The 25,851-nt window shown below is 62.0% G+C and carries 27 protein-coding genes; 8 read left to right on the top strand and 19 right to left on the bottom strand.

Annotation, left to right across the window (positions count from 1 at the left end; genetic code table 11):
- Positions 1-24 precede the first annotated feature (24 nt).
- The 7 genes from N4J17_RS10965 to gspE form a co-directional block, all read right to left on the bottom strand.
- Entirely contained in the window at positions 25-957 is a 933-nt protein-coding gene (locus N4J17_RS10965) for a general secretion pathway protein GspK (RefSeq protein WP_249385422.1), read from the bottom strand.
- 221 nt (positions 958-1,178) lie between these two features.
- Positions 1,179-1,781: a prepilin-type N-terminal cleavage/methylation domain-containing protein gene (locus N4J17_RS10960; RefSeq protein WP_198323554.1), complete on the bottom strand. Its 603-nt coding sequence runs from the start codon at positions 1,779-1,781 to the stop codon at positions 1,179-1,181.
- Positions 1,782-1,783: 2 nt separating this feature from the next.
- Positions 1,784-2,335 (bottom strand): type IV pilus modification PilV family protein, encoded by a 552-nt coding sequence (locus tag N4J17_RS10955; protein WP_198323553.1) that lies wholly within the window; start codon positions 2,333-2,335, stop codon positions 1,784-1,786.
- Between the two features lie 97 nt (positions 2,336-2,432).
- On the bottom strand, positions 2,433-2,888 hold the full coding sequence (locus N4J17_RS10950) for a GspH/FimT family pseudopilin (protein ID WP_198323552.1): 456 nt from the start codon (positions 2,886-2,888) through the stop codon (positions 2,433-2,435).
- Positions 2,889-2,901: 13 nt separating this feature from the next.
- Positions 2,902-3,333: a type II secretion system major pseudopilin GspG gene (gene gspG, locus N4J17_RS10945; RefSeq protein WP_198323551.1), complete on the bottom strand. Its 432-nt coding sequence runs from the start codon at positions 3,331-3,333 to the stop codon at positions 2,902-2,904.
- Between the two features lie 36 nt (positions 3,334-3,369).
- Entirely contained in the window at positions 3,370-4,587 is a 1,218-nt protein-coding gene (locus N4J17_RS10940; protein WP_198323550.1) for a type II secretion system F family protein, read from the bottom strand.
- Between the two features lie 52 nt (positions 4,588-4,639).
- Positions 4,640-6,355: a type II secretion system ATPase GspE gene (gspE, locus tag N4J17_RS10935; RefSeq protein WP_370525910.1), complete on the bottom strand. Its 1,716-nt coding sequence runs from the start codon at positions 6,353-6,355 to the stop codon at positions 4,640-4,642.
- Positions 6,356-6,695: 340 nt separating this feature from the next.
- Here gspE and hisC point away from each other — a divergent pair, with 340 nt between their 5' ends.
- A complete protein-coding gene (hisC, locus tag N4J17_RS10930; protein WP_198323548.1) occupies positions 6,696-7,769 on the top strand; it encodes a histidinol-phosphate transaminase in 1,074 nt (357 codons plus the stop codon).
- On the opposite strand, the gene N4J17_RS10925 is transcribed toward hisC, so the two are convergent.
- Positions 7,766-8,446 carry a TVP38/TMEM64 family protein gene (locus N4J17_RS10925; RefSeq protein ID WP_198323547.1) on the bottom strand — a complete coding sequence of 227 codons (681 nt, stop codon included), beginning with the start codon at positions 8,444-8,446 and terminating at the stop codon, positions 7,766-7,768. The two genes, hisC and N4J17_RS10925, sit on opposite strands and share 4 nt — an antisense overlap.
- 226 nt (positions 8,447-8,672) lie before the next feature.
- Here N4J17_RS10925 and N4J17_RS10920 point away from each other — a divergent pair, with 226 nt between their 5' ends.
- The 3 genes from N4J17_RS10920 to N4J17_RS10910 all read left to right on the top strand — a co-directional run bounded on the left by N4J17_RS10920 (position 8,673) and on the right by N4J17_RS10910 (position 11,269).
- The gene (locus tag N4J17_RS10920; RefSeq protein WP_277458410.1) at positions 8,673-8,795 is read left to right on the top strand and encodes a hypothetical protein; all 123 of its coding nucleotides are present in this window, start codon (positions 8,673-8,675) and stop codon (positions 8,793-8,795) included.
- Positions 8,792-9,574: a sulfite exporter TauE/SafE family protein gene (locus N4J17_RS10915; RefSeq protein ID WP_198323546.1), complete on the top strand. Its 783-nt coding sequence runs from the start codon at positions 8,792-8,794 to the stop codon at positions 9,572-9,574. Before N4J17_RS10920 ends, N4J17_RS10915 begins: the two co-directional genes overlap by 4 nt.
- 114 nt (positions 9,575-9,688) lie before the next feature.
- Positions 9,689-11,269, top strand: coding sequence for a glucan biosynthesis protein (locus N4J17_RS10910; protein WP_198323545.1), 1,581 nt, complete (start codon positions 9,689-9,691; stop codon positions 11,267-11,269).
- 11 nt (positions 11,270-11,280) lie between these two features.
- On the opposite strand, the gene N4J17_RS10905 is transcribed toward N4J17_RS10910, so the two are convergent.
- From N4J17_RS10905 to N4J17_RS10870, 8 genes are all read right to left on the bottom strand, one after another.
- A complete protein-coding gene (locus tag N4J17_RS10905; protein WP_198323544.1) occupies positions 11,281-11,862 on the bottom strand; it encodes an alpha-ketoglutarate-dependent dioxygenase AlkB family protein in 582 nt (193 codons plus the stop codon).
- Positions 11,863-11,942: 80 nt separating this feature from the next.
- Positions 11,943-12,218 (bottom strand): PepSY domain-containing protein, encoded by a 276-nt coding sequence (locus N4J17_RS10900; protein ID WP_198323543.1) that lies wholly within the window; start codon positions 12,216-12,218, stop codon positions 11,943-11,945.
- Between the two features lie 86 nt (positions 12,219-12,304).
- A complete protein-coding gene (cydX, locus tag N4J17_RS10895; protein ID WP_198323542.1) occupies positions 12,305-12,427 on the bottom strand; it encodes a cytochrome bd-I oxidase subunit CydX in 123 nt (40 codons plus the stop codon).
- A gap of 31 nt (positions 12,428-12,458) precedes the next feature.
- Positions 12,459-13,595 (bottom strand): cytochrome d ubiquinol oxidase subunit II, encoded by a 1,137-nt coding sequence (gene cydB / locus N4J17_RS10890; protein ID WP_198323541.1) that lies wholly within the window; start codon positions 13,593-13,595, stop codon positions 12,459-12,461.
- A 19-nt stretch (positions 13,596-13,614) separates the two neighbouring features.
- On the bottom strand, positions 13,615-15,192 hold the full coding sequence (locus N4J17_RS10885; protein ID WP_198323540.1) for a cytochrome ubiquinol oxidase subunit I: 1,578 nt from the start codon (positions 15,190-15,192) through the stop codon (positions 13,615-13,617).
- A complete protein-coding gene (gene cydP, locus N4J17_RS10880; protein ID WP_198323539.1) occupies positions 15,189-15,455 on the bottom strand; it encodes a cytochrome oxidase putative small subunit CydP in 267 nt (88 codons plus the stop codon). The genes N4J17_RS10885 and cydP overlap by 4 nt, the downstream gene beginning before the upstream one ends.
- 132 nt (positions 15,456-15,587) lie before the next feature.
- A complete protein-coding gene (locus N4J17_RS10875; RefSeq protein WP_198323538.1) occupies positions 15,588-16,496 on the bottom strand; it encodes a sulfite exporter TauE/SafE family protein in 909 nt (302 codons plus the stop codon).
- An 8-nt stretch (positions 16,497-16,504) separates the two neighbouring features.
- Entirely contained in the window at positions 16,505-17,209 is a 705-nt protein-coding gene (locus N4J17_RS10870; RefSeq protein WP_198323537.1) for an MBL fold metallo-hydrolase, read from the bottom strand.
- A gap of 307 nt (positions 17,210-17,516) precedes the next feature.
- Between N4J17_RS10870 and N4J17_RS10865 the strand changes: the two genes are divergently transcribed.
- Positions 17,517-18,833 (top strand): sigma-54 interaction domain-containing protein, encoded by a 1,317-nt coding sequence (locus N4J17_RS10865; protein WP_232470595.1) that lies wholly within the window; start codon positions 17,517-17,519, stop codon positions 18,831-18,833.
- Positions 18,834-18,871: 38 nt separating this feature from the next.
- Here N4J17_RS10865 and N4J17_RS10860 read toward each other — a convergent pair whose 3' ends face one another.
- A complete protein-coding gene (locus N4J17_RS10860; protein WP_232470594.1) occupies positions 18,872-20,383 on the bottom strand; it encodes a multicopper oxidase family protein in 1,512 nt (503 codons plus the stop codon).
- Between the two features lie 285 nt (positions 20,384-20,668).
- Between N4J17_RS10860 and N4J17_RS10855 the strand changes: the two genes are divergently transcribed.
- From N4J17_RS10855 to feoB, 3 genes are all read left to right on the top strand, one after another.
- Positions 20,669-21,895: an argininosuccinate synthase gene (locus tag N4J17_RS10855; protein ID WP_198323536.1), complete on the top strand. Its 1,227-nt coding sequence runs from the start codon at positions 20,669-20,671 to the stop codon at positions 21,893-21,895.
- A gap of 133 nt (positions 21,896-22,028) precedes the next feature.
- Positions 22,029-22,271, top strand: coding sequence for a FeoA family protein (locus N4J17_RS10850; protein ID WP_198323535.1), 243 nt, complete (start codon positions 22,029-22,031; stop codon positions 22,269-22,271).
- Positions 22,271-24,058 (top strand): ferrous iron transport protein B, encoded by a 1,788-nt coding sequence (feoB, locus tag N4J17_RS10845; protein ID WP_198323534.1) that lies wholly within the window; start codon positions 22,271-22,273, stop codon positions 24,056-24,058. The genes N4J17_RS10850 and feoB overlap by 1 nt, the downstream gene beginning before the upstream one ends.
- Positions 24,059-24,119: 61 nt before the next feature.
- On the opposite strand, the gene N4J17_RS10840 is transcribed toward feoB, so the two are convergent.
- Complete coding sequence (locus N4J17_RS10840) at positions 24,120-25,061, bottom strand: sigma-54 interaction domain-containing protein (RefSeq protein WP_198323533.1); 942 nt, start codon at positions 25,059-25,061, stop codon at positions 24,120-24,122.
- Between the two features lie 17 nt (positions 25,062-25,078).
- Positions 25,079-25,804 carry a sulfite exporter TauE/SafE family protein gene (locus N4J17_RS10835; RefSeq protein ID WP_232470593.1) on the bottom strand — a complete coding sequence of 242 codons (726 nt, stop codon included), beginning with the start codon at positions 25,802-25,804 and terminating at the stop codon, positions 25,079-25,081.
- Between the last annotated feature and the right edge of the window lie 47 nt (positions 25,805-25,851).

Below are 25,851 nucleotides of genomic sequence, written 5' to 3'. Positions count from 1 at the left end.
CTACCCATCGCTACGGTCACGTCATCAATATCCGGCCCTGGGAGGGAAACCCCCGGAAGGTTCATGTAAACGGGGAATTTTCCAATTTAATATGGAAAACGGCAAATTCTGGGCATTCTGCTGGCGTTTCAGCACTGCCTCCACGGCAGCTCTTTCGCCGTCGGGAAGCACTGCTTCGACCGACACGCCGTAGGCGGTATCACCGCCGGTCGTCAGCCTGATCGGACTGTTGGCGCGGTTGGCAGGGATCGGCGGCGGGGCATTGCCGATGGCGACGGAACGCTGCGCGAGGTATTCGGCTACTGCGGCTTCATCGCCTTTGAACACGATGCGTAACATCTCAGGTCCGGCCTTGGCCGGATTGATGCCGTCGCGCCCCGTGTATACCGTGATCAGCGGCTCGATGCGTTGATAAACCGAAGGCGTCAGGCCGAGCACTTCCATCAGTTCTTCGGTCACCTGGAATGGCCTGTTGCGCGGCCCCGTTTTCCCTATCGCTTCATAGTCGCCGCGCTCGGCGCCGCTGGGTCGTTTGAGATCGTCGGGATCACGCCAGTCCACGATGGCGTCCGACAGGCGCTGAGCCAGATCCTCGTCTCCCGTGACCTGCAGGAACAGTTCCCGCAGCGCGGCGTCCGACGCGGAGTTCATGTCCAGTTTGCCCTCCTCGTCCAGGATACGGATCAGCAGGCGGCCGGTACCCAACGAAACCGGATAAGGGGTTCCGTCGGTTTTCCAGCGCTTGGCGGGGTCTCTTTCGACCAGCATCGGCATGGCGTAATAGATGCCGCCTTCGGCCAGGGCGCGCGCCTGGGCAGTCCCACGGACACTGCTGACCAATTCTGATTCGCGGCGCAAGGTGAGGGAGAAACTTCCAGCCATGATCGTCATGAGCGTCAGCATCCATAGAACCAGCACGAGCGCCATGCCTTTCTGGCCGCAGACCTGGGCTGTCACCGTCCCCGGCCCCGTTTTCGAAACCGGCAAAAAAGCGGAGTGGCCGGCGGCAAGGGGGTGCATAAGGGGGGGAGCCGGCCACTCCGTCAAGGGAGAGAGATGAAGACGCATGAACAAGCTACCTTCATGTGGCTGGGAACCTTCAGCCACGGACAAGAGTTAACCATGGTTTTGTATCTGGAGTGTGTTTGTGTGGTAGCGGATTGGTAGCCCGGCCGTGTTCACCGCGCCACGTCGAGGCGCGGAGCCACCATCAGCGGCGGCCAGGGGTCCTCGCCTTCCGGCTGGATCACCAGGCGGACCATCCGCGGCATCACCAGTTCCTGCCATTCCTCGACCCAGACCAGCTCGCCGTTCAGTTCGTTCTGTCTCAGATAGGACAGGCGGAACTGCGCCACTCCTTCCAGGACGAGGACGTCGTCGATGGGCGCGACCGGGTCCTGGGGATTGTTGGTCAAAGGCATTACGGAAACCCGGAGGTCCGTGCCTTCCTCACTCTGCGCCAGATACAGCCGGAACCGATGGAGACCGCCCCGTACGTAGGCCGGCAAGGTGGACACGAAACTCAGGGTCTGCGGACCGCCGCGAAACGCCAGAACCATCCGGTTCGCTTCGCCGGGTTCGCGGATCGGCAACGCCATGGCCAGACGGGCGCGAAGAAACTCCTGAACCACCAGCGCGCGGCTGGCCCGCTCCACCGACACCTCGCCCTTTTCCCATGACGCGGCCGCCAGCCGCAGACTCGCCGTGAGGATCAGTGACATCACTGCCAGCAGGCTGGTCGCGATCAGCACTTCGATGAGGGTAAAACCGCGGGAATCCATGGTTACAGGCGCGGTCCGAAAAGACCGCCCGGCCGGCGGCCGGGACCGCCGGCGTTCTCGTTGAACAGCCGGAGGGTGCTCAAAGTGATCTCCCTGGGCTCCTCGCCCTCTCCCCACACGACGCTGGCATCCACGGCGAACAGCTTGAGGCCGGCCAACGGCGAGCCGGTGGGCGGCGCATTGTCGGGTCCCATCGGCGGCTCGAGTACCGGCAGAGGCAGGGGCGCGATCCGCAGAATCCAGCGGAACTCCTCGCCGAAACGGCCTTCGGTCACGCCGGGCGCCAGCGGCGTTTCCACGCCGACGTCATCGAGCACCGACTCCGCGGCGATCACGGCGCGGGAATATTCCTCGGCAATCCGGGCCGAACGGGTCGCACCGCCGAAAACCCGCATCAGCACGCCCAGCGCGATGGCCATGATGGAAAACGCCACCAGCATCTCGAGCAGCGAAAAGCCGGTCTGCGTCCGGACTTGAACGCAAGACAAGGCGAAGCGCCTCTTCGTCCCCCTCTCCCGCGAGCGGGGACGATCATGGCCGGCAGCTATGCTCATGCGGTACTTCCCGGTACCGCACTCTTCGGGCTTAAAGCGCGCAAATCGGTTTTTCTGCCAATTCGTCATCCGTCAGGACAGGCGGTCGCCATGATCGTTAGGATTCGTCCGATTCTTCCTCACTGGACGAAATCCTGCCGGTGAGCCAATTGACATCGATCAGCCGTTTCCGGCCGGCGGCAAACAGGGTCACCCGCCCACCCGTCGAAGATCCGTCCGGGAAAAAGACGATGCTGCCGACCCCTTCGCCCTCGACTTCGCCGGATGCGGTGAACAGCTTCAGGCCCACCCCGGAGGGCAGGCCGAATACCTTGGGGCGAGTGCTGACACGGTAGCGGTGTCCCGGCACGTCGAGCGTGAACCGCACCTCCTGGCGCCGGCTCAGGGCCTGGCCGCGGGCGAACCTCAGCCCCGATGCCACGTCGCGGGCGGCTGCGCCGAGCTGTGCGGCCTCGATGGCAGGCATGACATTGGGAACCGCGACCGCCATGAGGATTGCGCCGATGCCCAGCACCAGCAGCATCTCCAGCAAGGTGAAACCACGACCGCGCATCCCCGGCCACACCCTACTCCCAACCAAGGATATCGGCATCCTCGCCTTCGCCGCCCTCGGCATTGTCCTGACCGAGCGACCACAGGTCATACTTGCCATGCTGTCCCGGCGAGACGTAATGGAACGGGTTGTTCCAGGGATCCAGCGGAACCTTCTTCTTGCGCAGATAAGGTCCATTCCAGACCCGCGCCGTGCTGGGCTGTTCGATCAGGGCGTTCAGCCCTTCGTCGGTGGTGGGATATCGCCCTACATCCAGCTTGTACATATCCAGCGACGAAGCCAGTTCTTCGATCTGAAGACGGGCGGTCTTGGACTTGGACTCGCCCAGATGTTTCATGACCTGGGGACCGATCAGCCCGGCGAGCAGACCGATGATGGCCAGCACGACCAACAGCTCGATCAGGGTGAAACCGCTGCGGCTACGAAGGAAACGTCGATGCTTCATGGGAAAACCTCGATCAGGGAAAAGGGGTTGGGGGAATCAGAAGGCCAGATCGTTGACACTGACGATCGCCATCAGAATGGAAACGATGATGCCGCCGATCATGATGCCAAGGCCCACGATCAGCACCGGCTCCAGCAACGCGAGAATGCGCTGGACCGTGATCTTGATCTCCTTGTCGTAAGTGACCGCGACCCGTTCCAGCATCTCGGTCAGATGCCCGGACTCCTCACCGAGCTTGATCATCTGCAGCGCCAGCGTGGGAAAAACCCCGGCATCGGTCAGGGGGCCGGAAAGAGCACCCCCTTCCTTCAGATTATCCATGGCGATATCGACCCGCTCGGCTACCGCCCGGTTCCCCAGTGTTTCCTTGACGATCGAAAGACCACCGAGGAGAGGCACGCCGTTTCCGAGCAGGGTTGCCAGCGTCCGGGCGAAATTGGCCACCTCGACCTTCCGCACCAGATCGCCGAACAACGGCCAGCCGAGGAAGCGTCGGTCCCACACCAGTCGGCGCGAGGGCTCGGCGAGTTCGTAACGCCCCCACGCCACCAGCACCAGCACCGCGCCGAAGAGCGCCCACCAGTAATTCTTGAGCAGCTCGGCGATCCCGACCACGAGCTGGGTCGGCAGCGGTAATTCCTTGCCCGCGGTTTCGAACATCTCCTCGAACTGAGGGACCACGAAGGTGAGCAGCAGCAACAGCGAGCCGACGGACATGGTCAACAGGATCGCCGGGTAGATCATCGCGGTCGACACCGTGTCCCGCAGCTCCTTGGAGCGCTCGAGATAGTCGGTCAGCCGCTCCAGCACGTCCTCGAGCGCACCGCCGGCCTCGCCGGCGCGGATCAGATTCAGGTAGAAGCGCGAGAAGACGCCTTCCTGCCGCTCCAGTGCCGCCGAGAGCTGCGAACCACCTTTCACCAGTTCGATCACGCGTCCGATCATGCTGTTGAGCGCGACATCCTCCCGCGTCAGATCTTCCAGCACGAACAGCGCCCGGTCCAGGGGCAGGCCGGCCTGCAGCAGCGTCAGAAGTTCCCGCGTGAAGATAACGATCTGCTTCTGGGAAATCCGTTTGCGGCGCCGCGACAGACTGAGCCAAGCGAACGGCCGCGCGCCGGCAGGAGTCACCCGGATCGGGATCAATCCTTCACCTTGGAGCGACCGGACCAGGCTCATCTCATCGGGCGCTTCCCGCTCCGATTCCACCGATTCGCCGTCACGGTTCACAGCCTTGTAAAAAAAGAGCGGCACGTAAGTTACCTTGGCCTCAAAGCAATGGGGAAGAGCGGCGTCATCGCCGCCTTCAGGAATCCGAGGTGACGCGCAGGATCTCTTCGACGGTGGTAAGCCCCATCAGTGCCTTGCGAACACCATCGTCATACATGGTATGCATGCCCTCGCGCAAAGCGACCTCCTCGATCTGCCGTGCCTGGGCATGACTCATCACCAGGCGGCGCACCTCGTCAGACATGACCAGGAACTCGAGGATCGCAAGCCGCCCACGGAATCCGGTGCCACCGCATTGGTCGCAGCCGACCGGCCGGTACAGCATGATCTCGCCATCACGCTGGAACCGCCGCAGTCCCATTTCCTCCGCGACCTCTTCCAGCGCCGGATGCGGTTCCCGGCAATGCGGGCACAGCCGCCGCACCAGACGCTGGCCGAGAATGCCGTTCACGGTGGAAGTGATGAGATAGTCTTCCAGCCCCATGTCCAGCAGACGGGTCACACCGCCGGCGGCATCGTTGGTATGCAGGGTGGACAGCACCATGTGGCCGGTCAGCGCCGATTGCACGGCGATACGGGCCGTTTCCAGATCGCGCATTTCGCCGATCATGATCACGTCCGGATCTTGGCGCATGATGGAGCGCAGCGCACTGGCGAAAGTCAGGCCGATCTGGGGTTTGACTTGGATCTGGTTGACACCTTCCAACTGGTATTCCACCGGGTCTTCGACCGTAATGATCTTGCGCGAAGGCGTGTTGATCTTATGCAGCGCGGTGTACAAAGTAGTGCTCTTGCCGCTGCCGGTGGGTCCCGTGATCAGGATGATACCGTGGGGCAACTCCAGAATTTCGAGGAAACGCCGCAGCACCGAACCATCGAATCCCAGCGTGCCGAAGTCGAAGGTGATGCTTTCCTTGTGGAGAAGCCGGATCACCACGCTTTCGCCGTACATCGTAGGCACGGTGGACACGCGGAGGTCCAGCTCCTTCCCCTGCACCTGGAGCTTGATCCGGCCGTCCTGCGGTAGACGCCGCTCGGCGATGTTGAGCTTGGCCATGATCTTGATGCGCGAGATCACCGCGGCGGTGGAGCGTACCGGCGGCGCTTCCACGTCGCGCAACACACCATCGATGCGGAACCGCACCTTGAGCGTTTGTTCGAAAGGCTCGACATGAATGTCCGAGGCCCGCGACTCCACCGCGCGCTGCATGATTAGGTTCACCATGCGGATCACCGGTGCTTCGCTGGCAAGGTCCTTCAGGTGCTCCACGTCGGCTTCGTCGGCATCCTCGTCACCGCCCAGGTTTTCGACGATCTGGCCCATCACCGAACGGCCGGAGCCGATCTGCTGCTCCAGCGCCCGGTCGATCTCCGAGGCCAGACCGACCACCGGCTGGATCGGCTGGCCACAGGCCAGTCCAAGGGCATGGATCAGCTCGCTATCGAAAGGATCCTCCACCGCGACGACGAAGCCGCCATCCCCGGCCGCGACGCCGACGGCATGACGGTCCTTGAGGAACCGGGCCGCGACGCTTTCCGGCAAGGGCGACACGTCGGGATAATCGGAGGGACCGACCAGGGGAAGACCGCTGGCCTCGGCCAGGGTCTCGGCCACGTCACGCTCCGAGACCACACCGAGTTTGACCAGCAAGGCAGGAAGGCGCATGTCGTCCGCCTGTGCCGCGAGGCGCTTCGCCCTTGCCAGATCCATTTCGCGGACCTTGCCGCGGCGAACCAGGGCTGCGGCGAACCGGGTGTAGCCATCCTGGTCCTCCATCAACTGGGCGGACATGAACGGCTCCGCCTCCGTCTTTCTCGATACTGCCTCGGTCATCGCTTGGGATTATGAAAGATGGTCAATGCACGCCGCCGGGTCCCGGCGCGGAAAAAGGATTATGCTTACAGATCACGAGATGATTTTTGATGATGGCCTGCCGTGCACGTCCTTGCGTGCCGTTTCCATTTTCCGGCTCGAAAGCAAGTACCTTTCCACGAGCGTCCGCCCCTGTCAAGCCGCATCGTTCATGGTCGGGAAAATCGAGAGCACATGAAACCGTGCCCGCAAGCATCGACATGGACCTCGCGGCTGCCGTCGGCTATCTTTTGTGCTTCCGCTACGTTTCGAGAAGTTTATGAATCCCTATTGGAGTGCGCTGGTCCGGGACCTCAAGCCCTATATACCCGGCGAACAGCCCAAGTTGAGCGATCTGGTCAAGCTGAACACCAACGAGAATCCGTATCCGCCTTCGCCCAAAGTGTTGGACGCCATCCGCGGCGAACTCGGCGCATCCCTCCGGCTTTATCCCGATCCGAATTGCGAACTCCTCAAACAGGCCATCGCGCGATACCAGGGCGTCGGCACGAACCAGGTGTTCGTCGGCAACGGCTCGGACGAAGTCCTGGCGCATGCGTTTCAGGCCCTGTTGAAACACCCACTGCCCATCCTGTTCCCCGACATCACGTACAGCTTTTACCCCGTCTATTGCGGGCTGTATGCCATCGCCTACGAGACCGTACCACTGACCGAAAGCTTCGAGATCCGGATCGAGGACTATCTGAGGCCCAACGGTGGCATCGTCTTTCCCAATCCCAACGCGCCTACGGGGCGTGTGCTGCCCCTCGCGGACATCGAAACGCTGCTGTCCCGGAACCGCAGCTCGGTCGTGATCGTGGACGAGGCGTATATCGATTTCGGCGGCGAATCGGCGGCGGCTCTGGTCAACCGCTTTCCCCATCTGCTGGTGATACAGACCCTGTCGAAATCCCGGTCGCTGGCCGGCCTGCGCGTCGGCTTCGCGTTAGGCAATCCGGAATTGATCGAGGCGCTGGAGCGGGTGAAGGGCAGTTTCAATTCCTATCCGCTCGATCGCCTGGCGATCGTAGGCGGAATCGCGGCCTTCGACGACCGTGACCACTTCGAATGGTCCCGGCAAGCCATCATGTGGACCCGACAATGGCTCAGCCAGGGACTCGCCGATCTGGGCTTCGAAGTGCTGCCGTCAGCGGCCAATTTCCTGTTCGTCCGCCACCCAGGGCACGACGGCGGAGAACTCGCTGCGGCCCTGCGTGAAAGGCACATCATCGTCCGCCACTTCAAACTGCCGAGGATCGAACAATTCCTCCGCATCACCGTAGGAACGGAAGAGGAATGCCAGATCCTGCTGGACGCTTTGAGCGACCTGGTGGCGGGGAAAGCAGCCGCTTAGGCGACATGCTGCTTGTCGGCCTGGGCGAGGAGGCGGTTCCAGGCCAGCGTCAACACGAGCAGAGCGGTTGCCGCGGCGGCGAAATATTGGCCCACCTTGACGAAGTCCGTCTGCACCATGCCGGCGCCTATCAGGGTCGCCGCGATGCCCTGGGGAAGAAAACCCAGGCCGGTACCTATCCAGAAATCGCGATGGCCGATCGCGCTGATGCCCAGCAGAATGTCATTGTAGAGCCCCGCGACTGGAATTTGCCGGATCAGAACGACCGACCACCAGCCTTTCCGGCCCTGAACCCGGGCAGCAAGGGTTTGCAGTTTGGGATAGCGCCGCAGCACGAGTTCACGAGCCGACCAGCGAGCGAACAGGAAGGTGCCATACGCGCCGAGCACGGTACCCAGCTCACTCCAGAGCGATCCCCAGGCCACACCGAATAGCAGCCCCCCCAAAACGCAGAAGAGCAGGCGGGGAAAACCGATGGCCGTCAGGAGCGCGGAAACCAGGATGAAGACCAACGGCGCCAAGAGTCCGATGCCATCAAACCAGACGCGTGCTTCCCCGAGGTGGGCCAGCCAGACTTCGAGTGGTGCCGCCAGAAGCAAAGGCACCGCTCCCACGAGCACCAGCAGCGTGATACCGGCGACCCGAAGCCGTACGGATGGGCTTTTTGCTTTATCCATATGTCCAAGTGTTTGTTTAACGACGGTTAGTTTCCAGGAAAACCCACTGAAAAGATAGTCCTGGCGCCCTCTCCCACCGATCACCCAACCCTCTCCGTGCCCTCGCCAGGTGTTGCTTGACATGCCTGGCCCGGTTTATTCCATATACTTATAAATGTATAACAAAAAAGTCCTGCCCAATATATGGCTCGTCCTATAGACTGCAGGACTTTTACTGGGAAAGGTTATGACTACTGCATACGCAATGTCTGGACTGCTGGTGGGGTTTCTGGTCGGTTTGACCGGTGTCGGCGGCGGCTCACTGATGACCCCGCTGCTACTGCAGGACTTTTACTGGGAAAGGTTATGACTACTGCATACGCAATGTCTGGACTGCTGGTGGGGTTTCTGGTCGGTTTGACCGGTGTCGGCGGCGGCTCACTGATGACCCCGCTGCTGGTGTTCATGTTCGGGTTTGCTCCCAAGACGGCCGTGGGCACGGATCTGTTGTTTGCGGCGATCACTAAAGGCGGCGGGGTCCTCGTTCATCACCGTTCCCACCGGTCGGTCGAATGGAAAATCGTGTTGCAACTGGCGCTGGGCAGCATCCCTGCGGCCTTGGTCGTCGTCTATCTGCTGGAAACCGCGTTCAAGAAAGACGAGGCGGTGTCCGCGATCATCACCACTACCCTCGGCATCGCCCTGATCTTTACCGGCTTGTCTTTATTGTTGCGCAAACGGTTGGCGCAAAAATCAGCGGTTCAGCGTCTGACCCATACGGAGCGTTTCGGACGCTGGCAAGGCGCACTTACGGTGCTGGTCGGCCTCATTCTGGGCGTGCTGGTCACCCTATCCTCGGTCGGCGCCGGTGCTCTGGGCACCGTCGCACTGCTGTTCCTGTACCCGCGCATGGCGACGGTCCGGGTCGTGGGAACCGACCTGGCGCACGCAATCCCGCTGACCGCCGTCGCGGGCCTGGGCCACCTGCACATGGGCAACGTGGATTTCACCCTTCTTGGCAGCCTCCTGCTGGGCTCGCTCCCCGGTATCTATCTGGGTAGCCAGCTGAGCGCCAAGATCCCGGAATGGCTGCTGCGGCCCGCGCTTGCCTCGCTCCTCCTGCTGATCGGCTGCAAGTTCGTGCTCTGAGCCCCGCCCCCCTTGAGTACCACCGGCGCGGCCTTAGAATATGCGCCGCCCCGGCGCAGGGCCTGATGCCTCGCCGCTTTCCTCAACAACGATCCTGCAGGACGATTCGATCCCATGAGTCTGAGCCGCCGCCATTTCCTTCAACTTGCCGTCGCGGTAAATGCGCTTTCACTGTTCAGAGCCGGCACGGTTGATGCCGAACCTGAAATCGGACTGAAATTCGCCCCCCCCTCCCCGTTCTCGTTCGAGATGCTCAAGGCGCTGGCGCGCGAACGGGCCAGCCGGGAATACACACCGCCTCCCCAGCCTGATCCAGCGATCGTCAGCCAGATCGACTACGATGCCCATGGCAAACTGCAGTACCGCAAGGAAGCCGCACTCTGGGCCGAAAGCGGCGGCAGCTACCCGATCTCCTTCCAGCACGTGGGCATGTTCTTCCCCAAGACGGTGATCATGAACGTCGTCGAGAAAGGCATGGCGCGAGAAATTCTTTACGATCCTCATCTCTTCACCATGGGGCCGGAGCACGTGGCCAAGGATCTCCCGGCCAGCCCTTCGGCCTTCGCCGGCTTCTGGGTACACGAGAGCCGCAAGGGTTCCGACTGGAAGAAACGGGAACCCTGGGTCACTTTCCTGGGGGCATCGTACTTTCGCGCCATCGGCGAATTGGGCCAGGTCGGCCTGTCGGCGCGAGGCATCGCGCTCAATCCCGGCACTTCCAACCCGGAAGAATTTCCGGATTTCGTTTCGTTCTGGTTCGAACCTGCTGCGAAGACCGGTGATCCCGTGACGGTTTACGCCCTGCTCGATGGCCCCAGCCTCACCGGCGCCTACCGCTTCTTACTGAAACGGACCCGCGGGGTGGTCATGGAGATCGAAGCTGCGCTGTTCCTGCGCAGGGACATCGAGCGTTTGGGGATCGCGCCCCTGACCTCCATGTACTGGTTCTCCGAAACCGCCAAGCCCACCGCGGTGGACTGGCGGCCGGAAGTGCACGATTCCGACGGGCTGGCGCTGTGGACCGGCGTCGGTGAACACATCTGGCGGCCGCTCAACAACCCGCCCCGCGTCATGGTATCGAGCTTTGCCGACAAGTCACCGAAAGGCTTCGGACTCGGCCAGCGCGACCGGGTGCTCGACCATTACCAGGACGGCGTGCGCTATCACCTGCGCCCCTCGGCCTGGGTGGAGCCGCTCGGTGACTGGGGCGAGGGCGCGGTGCAGCTCACCGAGATCCCCACCGACGATGAGATCCACGACAACATCGTGGCGATGTGGGTGCCGAAGGAGCCCGCCGCCGCGGGCAAAACCTACGACCTGCGCTACCGCATCCATTGGCTGGCGGACGAGCCTTTTCCCAGTCCCCTGGCGCGCTGTGTGGCGACCCGGCTCGGCAACGGCGGTCAGCCCGGCAAACCGCGCCCTAAGGGCGTGCGCAAATTCATGGTCGAGTTCCTCGGCAAACCGCTGGCGAAGCTTCCTTACGGCGAGAAACCGGAGCCCGTCATCACGGCCTCTCGCGGCGAGCTGTCGCGAATCGAAATCGAAGCCGTGCCGGACGACGTTCCGGGCCATTGGCGCACCCATTTCGACTTGGCGGTGACAGGGCCGGAGCCGGTCGAAATCCGCTGCTATCTGCGCCACAAGGATGAGGTGATGTCTGAAACCTGGCTGTACCAGTACCACCCGTTCTGAGCCAGTACCCTTCAGGGCCAGCGCACGATGCGGCGGAACGTGAGGTTGATGCGTTCGCCGCAAGGCCTGGCGGTCCTGGGTACGCAATGCCTCCAATGGGACTGCAGTTCCCCACCCATCAGGAGCAGGTCGCCATCCCGCAACGGCACATCCAGGGTCCGACCAGTACCGCGATGGCGAATCCGGAACAGGCGTTCCGCTCCCAGACTCAAGGAGGCGATGAATGGGCGTTCGCCGAGTTCGGCCTCGTCGTCGGCGTGCCAGCCCATCGAATCCCGACCGTTGCGGTAACGATTGCAAAGGACGGCGTTGAAGACATGGCCGCTGAAGTCCTCGATGCGGGCCCGCAAATCGGCCAGCACCTCGTGCCAGGGCAAGGGTTCGTGCGACACCCCGGAATATCGATAGGTCGCGCCGGGGTCGCCGTACCAGCACACGAGGCGCGGCACCGCCACTTGTCGTCCGAACAGTGCGATTTCCTCGCTCTGCCAAGCCAGTTCGCCGAGCAGGCGGGCACCGAGGACCGCCCGCTCATCCGCCGTGAGGAATCCCTCCGCCAGATCGAGCTCGCCATCTTCGGCGATCAGCCGCACGGTGGTGGACAGTGTGCCCTCTCGACCATCTTCGAACAGGAACCGCTGAATGGACCGGGCCGTCCTCAGGCCGGTCGTCCCTAATCCTCCAGTTCGGCTTTCAACACCTTCCCGTCTGCGCTGTACACGATCTCGCGCTCCACGCCTTGGTCCTTGAATTCGATTTCGTAGACGGTCTGGCCATGTTTCACTTTCTTCTCGTACTCGATGTCGGTCGCAGCCGGATAAACCGCTTTGAAGGCATTCAGCACCGCTTTCGGCACCTGCTCCTCGGTCAGGTTTTCACCGGCCGTGACGCCGGCCGACAGTGCCAGCGCACTGGCCAAGACAAGGACATTTGCAATCTTGAGCTTCATGATGCGACTCCCGGAAAAATCCTCTCGTTAGGAACCCGTTCGACCGGCCGGACACCTGCAGAGTTCCGGCCAAGCGGCCGCGTCCATCAATTTTTGGAACCGCCCGCCTCCGGATCGTCGATGTCACAGACCGATTCCAACCACATGGCATTGATGATGCCGAATGCACAGGCGAAACCCACCCCGAGTATCCATGCGAAATACCACATCTCACACCTCCCCGATCATCGTGTCGGACCGTCAATAAAGCGTATGGTCGCCCTTGGCGATGTCCGCCGCCGTGACCTTTCCCCAGATCACCCGATAGGCCCATCGGGTATAGAGCAATACGATGGGCAGAAACACCAGCGTGATGGCCAGCGACCATTGCAGATTCAGATGACTTGCGCTGGCGTCCCAGATCGTCAGGCTGCTGCGGGGATCGGTGGTCGAGATCAGCATGAAAGGGAACAGGCCGAAGCCCACCGTCCAGAGCAGCCCCCCCATGCCCACCGCGCTGGCGGCGAAAGCCGCGGTGGAACGGCCGCCGCCTGCGAGCGCCGCCGCTGCGGATACCCCCAGCACCGCCAGGGCCGGAGCGACGAACATGCGCGGATGCGTCTGGAAATTCGCCAGCCAGCTTCCGGAAAAATCGACCGTTTTCGCCATCGGATTGGACGGCGCATTGGGACCGGCCATTGTCAGGATTTCCGGACGCGGAATGCCAAGGATAACCCAGGCGGCGGCGAGCACCATCAGCACGACCAGGATCACACCGCCGATCACGGCGACGCGCCGGGCGCGCTGCTCGATCGGCCCTTCGGTCCGACAGCTCAGATAGACCGCGCCATGAAACACGCAGGCCAACAGACCGATCACCCCGCAGAGCAGAGGGAATGGCATCAGCAGACCGAAGAAGCTGCCGTCATAAAACGTGCGCAGACTCCCGTCGAGATGGAAGGGCAGGCCGACCAGCAGGTTGCCCACCAGAACGCCCATCAGGATCGGTGGCACCGCACCGCCGATGAACAACCCCCAGTCCCAAGCATTGCGCCACTGAGGAGATTCCAGCTTACTACGGTAATCGAAACCAACCGGCCGAAAAAACAGGGTGTACAGTACCAATAGCATCGCGATGTAGAGCCCCGAGAACAGCGTCGCGTACACCGCCGGCCATACGGCGAAAATGGCGCCGCCAAGCAGGATCAGCCAGACTTGGTTGCCGTCCCAGGTCGGGCCGATGGTGTTGATCACCACCCGCCGCTCGACGTCGTTGCGCCCGATGAAGGGCAGCAAGGCACCGATGCCGAAGTCGAATCCGACGGTGAGGACGAATCCCGTCGCCACCGCTCCCGTGATCGCCCACCAGATCACCCGCATGGTTTCATAGTCGAACATGTGGACCTCCCGCTGCTTGTCAAGCTGCTGAATTGGAGAGCGCCGCTGCCGGCCGCTCGAAATGATATCGCCCCGTGTGCAGACTGCTGGGGCCGAGCTTGATGTATTTGACCATCAGGTAAAGCTCGATCACCAGGAGCGTCGTGTAGAAGAAAGCGAAACCCGCGATGCTGAACCACAGCTCCCCGGTACTGAGCGAGGACGTGCTCAGATGCGTGGGAAGCACGCCAGAAATGGTCCAGGGCTGGCGGCCATATTCGGCGACGAACCACCCGGTTTCCGCCGCGATCCAGGGCAAGGGAATGGACCAGACTGCCAACTTCAGCAGCCAGCGCTTACGGTCGGCCACCCGCACCGCGCAGTAATAGAAGGCCATCACGAAGATGAACAGCATGGTGAAACCACAGGCGACCATCACGCGGAAAGTCCAGAACAAGGGCGCCACCTTTGGAATGGTATCGGTGGCCGCCTTCTGTACCAGATCTTCGCCCGCCCCGGCGATACGGTCCGTGTACTTCGCGAGCAACAGGGCAAATCCCAGGTCCGCCTTGTGCTCTTCGAAATCGGCCTTCACCGCCGCGCTGGTATCACCCCCTCTCATCCGCTCCAGCGCCCCGTAGGCGATCTGGCCGCTGCGGATGTGAGCCATGCTGGCCTCCCGCAGTTCCTTCAGCCCTTTGACCTCTTCATCTATAGAGCGCGTGGCGATGAGGCCAAGCACGTACGGTATCCTGAGCGCATAGCGGGTTTCCTCCCTGTCCTGGTCGGGAAATCCAACGACCGTGAACGCCGCCGGCGGCTTCTCGGTTTCCCACGCCCCCTCGATCGCCGCCAGCTTCACCTTCTGCACTTCGCCATCGGTGTAGCCGCTCTCATCGCCCAGCACGATGACGGAGAGCACCGAAGCCAGACCGAAGGCTGCCGCGATCGAGAACGAGCGGCGGGCGAAGCCTATGTCCCTCCCGTTCAGCAGATACCAGGAGGAGATGCCGAGGACGAACATCGCCCCTGTGACATAGCCGGCCGCGACCGTATGCACGAACTTGACCTGGGCCACGGGATTGAAGAACACCTCGGCGAAACTGGTCAGTTCCATGCGCAGAGTTTCGTAGTTGAATTCCGTGCCCACCGGATGCTGCATCCAGGCATTGGCGATCAAAATCCACAATGCCGAAGTGTTGGTGCCCAGCGCCAGCAGCCAGGTGACCGCCAGATGCTGCACCCGGCTCATGCGGTCCCAGCCGAAGAAAAACAGACCGACAAAGGTCGATTCGAGGAAGAACGACACCAGGCCTTCGCTGGCCAGGATGGGGCCGAAGATATCACCGACGTAGTGCGAGTAATAGGACCAGTTGGTGCCGAACTGGAACTCCAGGGTGATGCCGGTCGTCACTCCCATGGCGAAGTTGATGCCGAACAGCTTCCCCCAGAAGCGGGTCATGTCCTTGTACACCTCCTTGCCGGTCATCACATAAACCGATTCCATGATGGCCAGCAGGAAAGCCAGCCCCAAGGTCAACGGCACGAACAAAAAATGGTAGAGCGCGGTCAGGCCGAACTGCAGCCTGGACAGGTTGACGATATCTTCACCGATCATGGCTTGAGCGCCTCCTGGTTGGCAGAGGAAAGGGGACTGGAGCCGGGCAGAATCGCCGGACGCGGAGGGTCCCGAGCATCCGGATGTGAACGGAAGAACAGCGCCCACAGCCCCGACAGCACGATCATCTTGAACAGCAACGCCAGCGTGAGTTCCCGCGCCAGCGGAGAACGCCGGCCCGCTGCCGCCAGTCGCCGAAACGCTGTCGCGCCCGCTTGCTGGGCGGCTGCCGAGACAGGGCGAAAGCCGTCGTTTGGCTTCATGGGATCCCTCGCGTTCCTCCGGAATCAGGCCGCTGACCGCGACCGGCAGGCGCGAATGCGCCAATCGTAAACCTTTTCGCGATTTTCACCACACGGGCGGCATGCCATTTAGACATCGGCCAGGTCCATTAGCTAGAGTGCAGCACGGTCGGCGCCGAAGTAGCGCGCATGGAGCCATCCGCGCAGCCGCGACAGCACCATCACCGCCAGCACAGCCGCAGCGCCGCGGAAAAAATCCGGGTGCGCCGCCACCAGCCCGCCGATCGCATCCAGCCTTTCCGGCGTAAGCTCGCGATACAGCAGGAACACCGCGACCATTGCGACGAATCCGCCGAACGTTCGACGCAAGACGGTTCCGCCCAGGTGCCCGGCCAGCCATCCGCCCACCAGGCTCCCGGCTACCGCCGCGCCCGCAATCGGCCCAACGAGTTCGTAGCGGATTTGGACGTGACCGGCATAGCCCAGCAAAGCCGCCAGCGAATTCATGGCGACCACCAGCAGCGAGGTCGCCACGGCCGCATGCATAGGCAAGCGGCCAAGCAAATTGAGCGCTGGCACGATCATGAAGCCGCCACCCGCACCGACCAGGCCAGTCAAGGCGCCGACCATTCCGCCATCGAACAGGACGGCAAAGAGCGGCAGCCTCAATGGGCACAGCGGTGCCCGGCCCGAAGGAACGTCGGCGCCGCCGCGGCGCCCTCGGAGCATCGCCACCGAGGTTGCCAGCATGACCAGACCGAACAGGATCAGCAGGATGCCCCCCGGCAGCACTGCCGCGGCACGCCCGCCGCCGTAGGCACCTGCCATTCCCGCCAGGCCGAATACCGCCCCCATCTTCCAACACACCCGACTGCCCCGGATGTGGCCGAGCAACGCCGTCAGGCTGGTGACACCGACGACGACCAGCGACGTCGTGATCGCCTGTTTCGGAGCAAAGCCGGCGACATAGACCAGCATCGGCACCATCAGCACCGATCCGCCGCCTCCCAGCAGTCCCAGGAGGAGACCGATCCCCAGAGCCAATACCAGCGCCAAGTTCATCGTTTGGATCAACCGTGAGACGCCGCCGGCAGCCGCCCACAAGCCCGGTTGGCGGGCAGCGCACGATCGAGGTATTTCGGATAATCCAGCTCCAGAGCGCTCATGAGGGCTATGAATTCTTCCCGGCTCCTGCCTCCGCCCAGACGCGGGTTCCGGGCCCTCTCGCGGCCGATGGTGCTCACCGTGTTGCCGTGGTAATCGTGCCCCGGATAGACCAGCGTGTCGGGCGGCAGGGAAAAAAGCTGGCGCTGGATGCTGTCGTAGAGCTGCCCGGGGTCGCCCTGCTGGAAATCGGTGCGGCCGCAGCCATCGATGAACAGGGCATCGCCGGTGAACACCCGGTCGCTCATGACGTAGCTCACGCAGCCGGCGGTATGGCCCGGCGTGTGCCGCACCTCGAATTCCAGATCACCCACCTGTAGTGGCACACCGTCGGTCACCAACAGGTCGGCACAGCCCGCGCCGGCATCCTTGTGCACCACGCTCTTACTGTTCAGACGCTCCCGCAGAAGCGAAGCTCCGGTGACATGATCGGCATGCACATGAGTTTCCAAAGTGTAGACCAGCCTGAGCCCCAATCCACGCAGCAACTCTTCGTAATGTGCCACCTCGGTATCCACCGGATCGATCAGCACCGCGCGGCGGGTGCGTTCACATCCCAGCAGATAGGTGTAAGTCGAAGTATCGGTCTCGAACAGTTGTCTGAAAATCATCCGGTCCTCCTTCAAAAGCCCCATGTCACGCAAAGTAATAAATTCAAGAACCGTGCCATTAGGGCGGTCCCAGGATTTATGGCAATTCCCGATCCCAAGGGTAGAAAAAAGTTATGCCGCTACCATCCATCATTCCGGGTGGAAACCCTAAAATTCTGTGTCCAGAGCCTGCCCTGGACTCGATCCAGCGGGTGGCGATTCGACATTCTTTTCATTGCGCTTGGTCAAACCAACGACGTCGCGTCGCCAGACCGTGTTTCATTTTATGATCCACTCATGAAACACGTGCTACGATACGTGAAACGCCATGAAACATCGAAGCGACACCCTCTCCGGCCCCCCTGTGGACGCACGCTGCCTGCTCGATGCCCTGGCCGGACTCGAATGCACCGGCGCCCTCTACCTCCTGGACAAGGAGGAGCGGGTGAGCTACTGGAGCTCAGGCGCCGAACAGCTGACGGGCCATACGGGCGAATTTGCGACCGGCGAATCCATCGCCCGGCTGCTTCCCGGCTATAGTTCTCCTGCCGCAGACGCGGGCGGAAGCGAGGACGAAATCCGGATCCAGCGGGCCGATGGCTCGGCGCTGCTGGTTCGGCGCCGGTTTCAGCCCCTCCGGGACTGGGAGGGGGGTGGCCGGGGTCGGCTGGAAGTGCTTACCGCGATCGAAACCATCGGCACCCCCCTGGCGGAAGCCGATGTCGAGATCTTACACGGACTGCTCACGCGCGAACCGGCGATGAAACAAGTGTTCCGCCTCGTCCGCAATGTCGCGGAAACCGAGGCCACGGTGTTGATCCGCGGCGAGTCGGGCACGGGGAAGGAGTTGATCGCCCGCGCCGTGCATGCCGAAAGCCACCGTGTGAAGGGGCCGTTTCTCGCGGTCAACTGTGCCGCTTTGGCGCCCTCTCTCCTGGAAAGCGAGCTGTTCGGGCATGTCCGTGGCGCCTTCACCGGGGCAGTGCGCAGCCATGCCGGATTGTTCCAGCGCGCCGACGGCGGCACCCTGTTCCTGGATGAGGTCGCCGAACTGCCGCTGGAACTGCAGGCCAAGCTGCTGCGCGTGCTTCAAGAGCGAAGCTTCGTCCCCGTCGGCGGCGACCGCATGCTCAGCGCGGATGTGCGGATCGTCGCGGCGACCCATCGCTCGCTGCGGGATGCGGTACGCGAAGGCCGCTTCCGGGAGGACCTGATGTACCGTCTGCGGGTAGTCCCCCTCTTCCTGCCGCCCTTACGCGAACGCCGCCGTGACATCGGTCTGCTGCTGTGGCATTTCATCGAACGGCACAATGCCCGCGGTCTGCGCCGCATCGTCCGCATCGACCCGGACGCCATGCGCCGGCTGCTCGACCATCTCTGGCCGGGCAACGTGCGTGAATTGCAGAACGTGGTGGAATACGCCTTCGCCGTGGGGCGGGGAGATGTGTTGGAACTCGACGATCTGCCACCCGAGTTCGGCGAGGTGCAAACCGGGCCGCGAGCAGCCCCGGAAACCGTGCCCGATGAGGCCGAGCGCATCCGCGTAGCGCTGCGGCAATCCGGCGGACGCATCGATCAGGCTGCCCGAATGCTGCAGATGAGCCGGGCGACGCTGTGGCGCAAACGAAAGAAACTGGGCGTGTGACGGGAAGAGGGGCATCCCTGCCCCGGATTCCGGGCTCCCTATTGAATGTCCCACAGGCCCATCATGCCCATGTCCTCGTGCTCGAGGATATGACAGTGGAACACCGTCGTCCCTGCGTAATCCTTCACCGGCACCAGCAGTCTGACACTTCCCATGGCTGGCACGATGACGGTGTCCTTCCAGGCTGGCGTCGTGGTGTACAACGAATTGTAGGCCGAATCACCGCCGCTGATGGAAATCACTTGAGCGGGATTGACGTGCTGATGGAAGGGGTGGTCCATCATGCTATGGTTATAGATTTCCCAGACCTCGTAGGTTTCGCGTCCCGAGGTGATGGTGTAAGCCTCGGTGTCCGAAAAGGCGATGCCGTTGATAGTGGCCGAACCGCTGCCCATCATGCCCATGCTCAGGGTGATCTGCCGCGTGACCGCATTGACCGGCACACTCAGCCGGACTGCGCTGGAATCGACCGTCGCCGGCAGGCTTTGATTCAGGGAGGAACCGGTGACGTTCACGGTCATCAGGGTGATCTGCTGGTTGGCCGACTGGCCCGCCCCGCGGTTGTAAGGCAAGGACTGCAACTTGTAGTAACCCTTGGTGCTCGAAGCCTTCACCAGGACATCCACCCGCTCACCCGGCGACAGCAATACAGTGCTCTGCGCATAGGGCTTGTCGAGCAGACCGCCGTCCGTGCCCACCACCTGCAGCGAATGGCTGGCGAGGCTGAGCTTGTAAAACCGAGCGTTGCTGGCATTGACGATCTTCCAGCGCTGCACCTGGCCCGGCCGCATCGCCAGCACGGGGTTGACCTGGCCATTCACCAACATCGTGTCGCCCTCCTTGCCGTTCATGAAGTCCGCCGACGTGTGGGCTTCCGGCGCGCCGCCATTGAGGGTGATGTCCTTCAGGACCAGGATGTGCGTTTCGTAGCCCGAGAGTACCGTCCCTTCGTCTGCCACCTCGAGCGCCCCCGCCTGCCCTGCCCAGACCTGCTCCGCGACATTGCCGTGCACATGCGGGTGATAGAAGTTGAGGTTTCCGCCCCGGTGAAGCGAAAGATCGTACTCATAGTCAAAGGTCTCGCCGGACAGGAAATGCAGCAGGACGTTGTCGGCGTTGCCGGCGGGCGAGACGTGCAGCCCGTGAGTGTGCAGATTGGTCATGTCACGCGGCATCCCCATGTCATTGACGCCGGTATAGGGCAACGAATTCTTGAAATGGACTTTCAGGATGTCGCCTTTCTTCACCTTGATGGTCGGTCCGGGAAAGTAGCCGTTGTAGGTCTGCAGGTTCGCTATCGTCCCGTTGATGTTGACGGGCGCGATTTTCGCTTCCAGATCGACTTCGACGACACCGGCCGTCGTGGACAGATTGGGCAGCGTCGCCGGATCGGTGAACGCCGCTCCGCGGGGCGGATCGATCACGGTAGTCGACGTGCAGCCCATCATGCAGCCGCCGCCCATCATGGCGGCGCCGGGAGAGGCATAGACGGCGGCGGCCATCATCACGGCTGCCAGAGCAATATTTCGGGTTTTTATTGTCTTAGTCATTTTTTTGTATTTGATTGGATTTGACATTACCGGACAAGGCGGCCAGAACCCGGAATGCAGGGATCGAACCACCCGCTGATGACACCCAGGCGATCAGATGAATCAATGACTTCCAGCTCTCCACCGTATTCTTGCCCGACGGCCGCGCGTGATTTCCCTCAAGCCGTAAGGTGAATTGCCTCACCCGGAAACCGCGGCCGGCGAAGCGGATTTGCGGAAGATCGATGTCACGGTTCGCGCTATAATTTGCTGTTTTCGTCCTGTAACCGCGCGGTTCATCCCATCATGTCAAGCTCAAACGTCAAGAAAGTCGCACTGGCCTACTCCGGCGGCCTCGACACCTCGGTCATTTTGAAGTGGCTGCAAGAAACCTATGGCTGTGAAGTCGTGACCTTCACAGCCGATCTCGGTCAGGGCGAGGAAGTCGAGCCAGCCCGCGCCAAGGCCCAAGCCATGGGCGTCCGGGAAATCTATATCGACGATTTGCGCGAGGAGTTCGCCCGCGACTTCGTCTTCCCCATGTTCCGCGCCAATGCCATCTATGAAGGCGAATATCTGCTGGGCACCTCCATCGCCCGCCCGCTGATTGCCAAGCGCCTGATCGAGATCGCCAACGAAACCGGCGCCGATGCCATCGCTCACGGCGCCACCGGCAAAGGCAACGACCAGGTGCGCTTCGAACTGGGCGCCTATGCCTTGCGGCCCGATATCCGCGTCATCGCTCCCTGGCGCGAATGGGATCTGACCTCGCGCGAAACCCTGCTGGCCTATGCCGAAAGCCGCGGCATTCCGATCGAAATGAAGCGCGGCAACGCCTCGCCCTATTCCATGGATGCCAATCTGCTGCACATCTCCTACGAAGGCGGCATCCTGGAAGATCCGTGGGCCGAGCCGGAGGAGACCATGTGGCGCTGGTCCGTCTCGCCCGAAAACGCTCCGGACCAGCCGACCTACGTCGAGCTGGCCTACGAACACGGTGACATCGTCGCCATCGATGGCGAACGGATGACAGCCGCGGCGGTTCTGTCCCGCCTGAACCAGTTGGGCGGCGCCAACGGCATCGGCCGTCTGGACATCGTGGAAAACCGTTACGTTGGCATGAAATCGCGCGGCTGCTACGAGACCCCCGGCGGCACCATCATGCTCAAGGCGCACCGCGCCATCGAGTCCATCACCCTGGACCGCGAAGTCGCCCATCTCAAGGACGAGCTGATGCCACGCTATGCCAGCCTGATCTACAACGGCTATTGGTGGAGCCCGGAACGCCGGATGCTGCAGCAGATGATTGACGCCTCTCAGGCACCGGTGAACGGCGAGGTACGGCTGAAACTGTACAAAGGCAGCGTCAGCGTCGTCGGCCGCAAGTCGGAATCCAACAGCCTGTTCGACATGAACATCGCCACCTTCGAGGATGACCGCGGTGCCTACGACCAGAAAGACGCGGAAGGTTTCATCAAGCTCAACGCCCTACGCCTGCGGATCGCCGGCCGCAAGGGCGCGAGCTTCGTATAATCAGTAAGACGCCGCTCCCGGCGTGTCCGGCGCGCCGGGAAGCACAGCGTCGCGGCTGCGACGACATGCCGCCCTCGCCAAATCCCGTGGATATGATATATTCAAGAATAATTATCATTTGCGGGGTTTGCCCATGGATTCCAACCTGAACCTGAACAGCCTCAAAGAGGGTGAATCGGCAATCATTCGCTCCATTAGCGCAGAAGGTGCCCTCTACCATCGCCTGGTCGGCCTTGGCTTCCGGATCGGCAAGCCTATCGCCGTCGTCCGCCACGGCCGCTTCAAAGGCCCCCTCCAGGTCAGAATCGGAAATACCGACATCATCATGCGGCGCAGCGACGCCGAAAGAATCCGGGTCATCGCCCAAACAGCCTGATGAAAAGAATCGCCCTGGTCGGCATGCCGAATACCGGCAAATCCACGTTCTTCAATCGCTTGACCGGGGCGTCGGCCCGGGTCGGCAACTGGCCCGGCATCACCGTCGACCTGCTGAGCGCCAGGATCATCCTCGGCGGCACGGTCGCCCAGGTGGTGGACCTGCCCGGTATCTATAGTTTTCACGGTTTCTCCGAAGACGAGAAGGTGGTCCGGGATTTCCTCGAAAACAACCCGGTCGACCTGGTCGCCATCGTGCTCAACGCCACCCAGATCGACCGCCAGCTTCCGTTCGCACTCCAGGTCGTCCGCATCGGGCTGCCCACCGTCCTGCTGCTCAACATGGCCGACGAGGCACGCCATTTAGGGATCAGCATCGATGCCCGGCGGATGGCCGAAATGCTGCGTATCCCGGTGATCCTTCTCAGCGCGAAATACGGCAGTGGTTTCCAGAGCGTGACCCAGACCCTTGCACGCGCCCTCGCCTCAGACGCAAGCCGCGCTCGTGGAGACGTGACACAGACTTTCTGCGAGGAACATCAGATCGAAACGACGGCGGCGGACGTCATGCATGCCGCGGTCCGCGTACCCAAACAGCTGCCGGAAAACGCCACGGCGCGCATCGATCGCCTCCTCCTGCATCCCTGGGCAGGACTTCCACTGTTCTTCCTGTTCATGTTCCTGCTGTTCCAGTTCATCTTCACACTGGGAAAGCCGATGCAGGACGGGGTGGCCTGGGCCTTGACCGAACTTCGTACCCTCTGGCTCGAACCCCTGCTGTCCGGCCTCCCCGTCTTCGCCAGCGGGCTCCTTCTGGACGGCATCTACAGCGGCGTCGGTACCGTGGCGGCCTTCGTACCCATCATCATCCTATTTTTCCTGGTGATGACTCTGGTGGAGGACAGCGGTTACCTGTCACGCGTGGCCTTTCTGATGGACGCCCTGATGGCCCGGTTGGGACTGGACGGACGCAGCTTCGTCATGCTGCTCATGGGATTCGGCTGCAACGTCCCGGCGCTGATGGGGACGCGGGTGATGCGCTCACGTGATCTGCGCTTGCTCACCATGCTGGTGATCCCATTTTCGCTCTGTTCGGCGCGATTGCAGGTGTTTCTGTTCATCACGGCGGCCTTGTTCACCGTCGAAATGGCGCCCGCGGTATTGTTCAGTCTTTATCTCTTGAGCTTCACGACGGCACTGCTGACTGCGGTGGCGTTCAAGAAGCGTTTCGTAAGCAATGAACCCTTCGTTATCGAGCTGCCCCCCTATCGACTACCGACTTGGCGCCAGATCCTCCTGCGCGGTTGGCATGAAGTCCGGCATTTTTTGCGGCGTGCGTCCAAGTTCATCACAGCCGGTGTGGTCGCGGTTTGGCTGCTCACCCATCTCCCGACCGATGTCCCGGCTGGCGGGGTGGACACGCTGGCGGGCCATATCGCTGCCTGGCTGGCGCCGGTGCTCTCCCCCATCGGTATCGATGCCCAGTTGAGCCTCGCCCTGATCTTCGGCTTCGTGGCCAAGGAAATCGTGGTCGGCTCGCTTGCCGCCATCTATGGGCTGGAGGGCGACGCCTTGATGGGCTTGATGGCGCAGAAGCTCGACTGGGTCCAGGCCTACAGCTTCATGCTGTTCACCCTGATCTACCTGCCATGTCTGTCGACCGTGGCTACGCTACGCAGCGAGTCGAAAAGCCGCGCCTTCATGCTCGGCTCCATCCTCTGGTCGCTGCTGCTGGCCTGGCTCGCAAGCTTCGTGTTCTACCAGGGTGCTCGCCTACTGGGCTTCTGATGAAGCACCCGGGAGAAAAAAAGCCCGCTCGGAGCGGGCTTTTTTTGTGGAAGACCGACGGTCAATGGATGCCGTATTTCTGCATCCGATAGAGCAGCGTATCGCGTGAAATGCCGAGCAGACGGGCGGAGCGGCTGCGGTTGCCGTTGGTCCGGTTCAATGCCTGGCGGATCAGATCCATTTCCACCTGTTCCAACTCGATTCCCATGTCGGGCAAGGCGAACAAACCCTTGGCGGTGGACGCTCGATAGGTGATTTCGAGAGGCAGATTGCTTTCTTCGATCACCCGCCCCGCCAGCAGAATCGAGAGGCGCTCGCAGACGTTGCGCAGTTCCCGGACGTTGCCCGGCCAGCCGTAATTGCACAGGCGGTTCAGTGCCGCCTTGCTGAAAGTCGCGGGCGCCAAGCCATGTTCGCGTGCGAACCGGTCCATGTAATGCTGGAGCAGCAGGACGATGTCACCCATCCGTTCCCGCAATGGCGGGATCTCCAGGGGAACCACGTTCAGCCGGTAATAGAGATCCTTGCGGAACTCGCCGCGCTCGATCTTCGCGTGAAGATTGGCATTGGTGGCGGCGATGATGCGCACGTCCACATTATAGGTCTGGGTATCGCCCACCGGCTGGATTTCGCCGGTTTCCAGGAAGCGCAGAAGCTTCGCCTGCAAAGGCAGGGACAACGAGTCCACTTCGTCCAGGAACAGCGTACCGCCGTCGGCGGCAGGCAGGCGACCGGTCTGGTTGCTGACCGCGCCGGTAAAGGAACCCCGCCGGTGGCCGAAAAGCTCGGATTCGGCGATTGCTTCGGGAAGGGCCGCGCAGTTCAGCGTGACGAACGGCTTGTCAGCTCGGGGACTGTGCCTTTGAAGGGCGTTGGCCAGAACCTCCTTCCCGGTTCCTGTTTCGCCGACGATGAGGACGGTGACATCGGTCGCCGCGACCAGTTTCGCGCTTCTCGTAAGCGCCTCGAAGCTCGGTGATTGTCCAATCAGCGTATCAAACATATCCTCACCCAACTTTCTTAATACTCGAGGTGGTGCAGCACCAGCGGATTGAGACCCGGGAAAGCGGCCATCACTGCCAGTACGATGAGGGTGATCCCGGCGATCTGACGGAATTTCTGCATCCGCGATAACCGCACCAGCAGGCTGGTCATTATACCGACGCCGACCACCGCCGGCAAAGTTCCGATGCCGAACGACAGCATGGTAAACGTGCTCCGGACCACATCCCCCGTGGTAGCCGCCAATGCCAGTGCCGTATAGACCAGCCCGCACGGCAGCCAACCCCAGATCATTCCGAAGAAGAAAGCCTGGGGCAGGGTTTCCACCGGAATGAGACGGCGTCCATACGGCTCGAGCCGTTTCCAGAACAGGGCTCCGCCTTTTTCGATATAGGCGAAACGGGGAAACCATCCCCCGATGTGCAGCCCTGCCCCCAACATCACCAGCGCCGAAAGGATCTGTAAAACCCGGTGTCCGTGCCCTTCGCCCAGAGGAATGGACAGGACATGCTCCAGGAGGCCGGCGATTAGACCACCGATCGCATAACTGGTGATCCTTCCCATGTTGTAGCTCAAAACGAACGGCATCAGCAAACCCTTGTTGTCACGGATCTCCCGCCGCAGGCTCAAGGTCAGCGATCCGATGATGGAGCCGCACATGCTCAGGCAGTGCAGGGCGCTGAACAGTCCCATCAAGAGAGCGACCAGATAGGACGTGCTAAAAGCTTGTTCGATAGGGTGCATGGGAGCGAAACGATACCAGAAATGCCGGGGGGCCGACAGGCTGAAAC

This window comes from Methylococcus capsulatus (genome assembly GCF_036864975.1).
Taxonomy (GTDB): Bacteria; Pseudomonadota; Gammaproteobacteria; order Methylococcales; family Methylococcaceae; genus Methylococcus.
This window is presented reverse-complemented; position numbering and strand designations above follow the sequence as displayed.

Bases quoted from the DNA above. Each gene is read 5' to 3' on its own strand.
- N4J17_RS10920 (WP_277458410.1), top strand. From the start codon at position 8,673: ATGACTACTGCATACGCAATGTCTGGACTGCTGGTGGGGTTTCTGGTC.
- gspG (WP_198323551.1), bottom strand. From the start codon at position 3,333: ATGAAGCATCGACGTTTCCTTCGTAGCCGCAGCGGTTTCACCCTGATC.
- N4J17_RS10955 (WP_198323553.1), bottom strand. From the start codon at position 2,335: ATGAGCATAGCTGCCGGCCATGATCGTCCCCGCTCGCGGGAGAGGGGG.
- hisC (WP_198323548.1), top strand. From the start codon at position 6,696: ATGAATCCCTATTGGAGTGCGCTGGTCCGGGACCTCAAGCCCTATATA.
- feoB (WP_198323534.1), top strand. From the start codon at position 22,271: ATGAAAAGAATCGCCCTGGTCGGCATGCCGAATACCGGCAAATCCACG.
- N4J17_RS10870 (WP_198323537.1), bottom strand. From the start codon at position 17,209: ATGATTTTCAGACAACTGTTCGAGACCGATACTTCGACTTACACCTAT.
- N4J17_RS10850 (WP_198323535.1), top strand. From the start codon at position 22,029: ATGGATTCCAACCTGAACCTGAACAGCCTCAAAGAGGGTGAATCGGCA.
- N4J17_RS10900 (WP_198323543.1), bottom strand. From the start codon at position 12,218: ATGAAGCTCAAGATTGCAAATGTCCTTGTCTTGGCCAGTGCGCTGGCA.
- N4J17_RS10925 (WP_198323547.1), bottom strand. From the start codon at position 8,446: ATGGATAAAGCAAAAAGCCCATCCGTACGGCTTCGGGTCGCCGGTATC.
- cydP (WP_198323539.1), bottom strand. From the start codon at position 15,455: ATGAAGCCAAACGACGGCTTTCGCCCTGTCTCGGCAGCCGCCCAGCAA.
- N4J17_RS10875 (WP_198323538.1), bottom strand. From the start codon at position 16,496: ATGAACTTGGCGCTGGTATTGGCTCTGGGGATCGGTCTCCTCCTGGGA.
- N4J17_RS10865 (WP_232470595.1), top strand. From the start codon at position 17,517: ATGAAACATCGAAGCGACACCCTCTCCGGCCCCCCTGTGGACGCACGC.
- N4J17_RS10960 (WP_198323554.1), bottom strand. From the start codon at position 1,781: ATGGATTCCCGCGGTTTTACCCTCATCGAAGTGCTGATCGCGACCAGC.
- N4J17_RS10835 (WP_232470593.1), bottom strand. From the start codon at position 25,804: ATGCACCCTATCGAACAAGCTTTTAGCACGTCCTATCTGGTCGCTCTC.
- gspE (WP_370525910.1), bottom strand. From the start codon at position 6,355: ATGTCCGCCCAGTTGATGGAGGACCAGGATGGCTACACCCGGTTCGCC.
- N4J17_RS10860 (WP_232470594.1), bottom strand. From the start codon at position 20,383: ATGACTAAGACAATAAAAACCCGAAATATTGCTCTGGCAGCCGTGATG.
- N4J17_RS10840 (WP_198323533.1), bottom strand. From the start codon at position 25,061: ATGTTTGATACGCTGATTGGACAATCACCGAGCTTCGAGGCGCTTACG.
- N4J17_RS10950 (WP_198323552.1), bottom strand. From the start codon at position 2,888: ATGCGCGGTCGTGGTTTCACCTTGCTGGAGATGCTGCTGGTGCTGGGC.
- N4J17_RS10910 (WP_198323545.1), top strand. From the start codon at position 9,689: ATGAGTCTGAGCCGCCGCCATTTCCTTCAACTTGCCGTCGCGGTAAAT.
- N4J17_RS10855 (WP_198323536.1), top strand. From the start codon at position 20,669: ATGTCAAGCTCAAACGTCAAGAAAGTCGCACTGGCCTACTCCGGCGGC.
- cydX (WP_198323542.1), bottom strand. From the start codon at position 12,427: ATGTGGTATTTCGCATGGATACTCGGGGTGGGTTTCGCCTGTGCATTC.
- N4J17_RS10885 (WP_198323540.1), bottom strand. From the start codon at position 15,192: ATGATCGGTGAAGATATCGTCAACCTGTCCAGGCTGCAGTTCGGCCTG.
- N4J17_RS10915 (WP_198323546.1), top strand. From the start codon at position 8,792: ATGACTACTGCATACGCAATGTCTGGACTGCTGGTGGGGTTTCTGGTC.
- cydB (WP_198323541.1), bottom strand. From the start codon at position 13,595: ATGTTCGACTATGAAACCATGCGGGTGATCTGGTGGGCGATCACGGGA.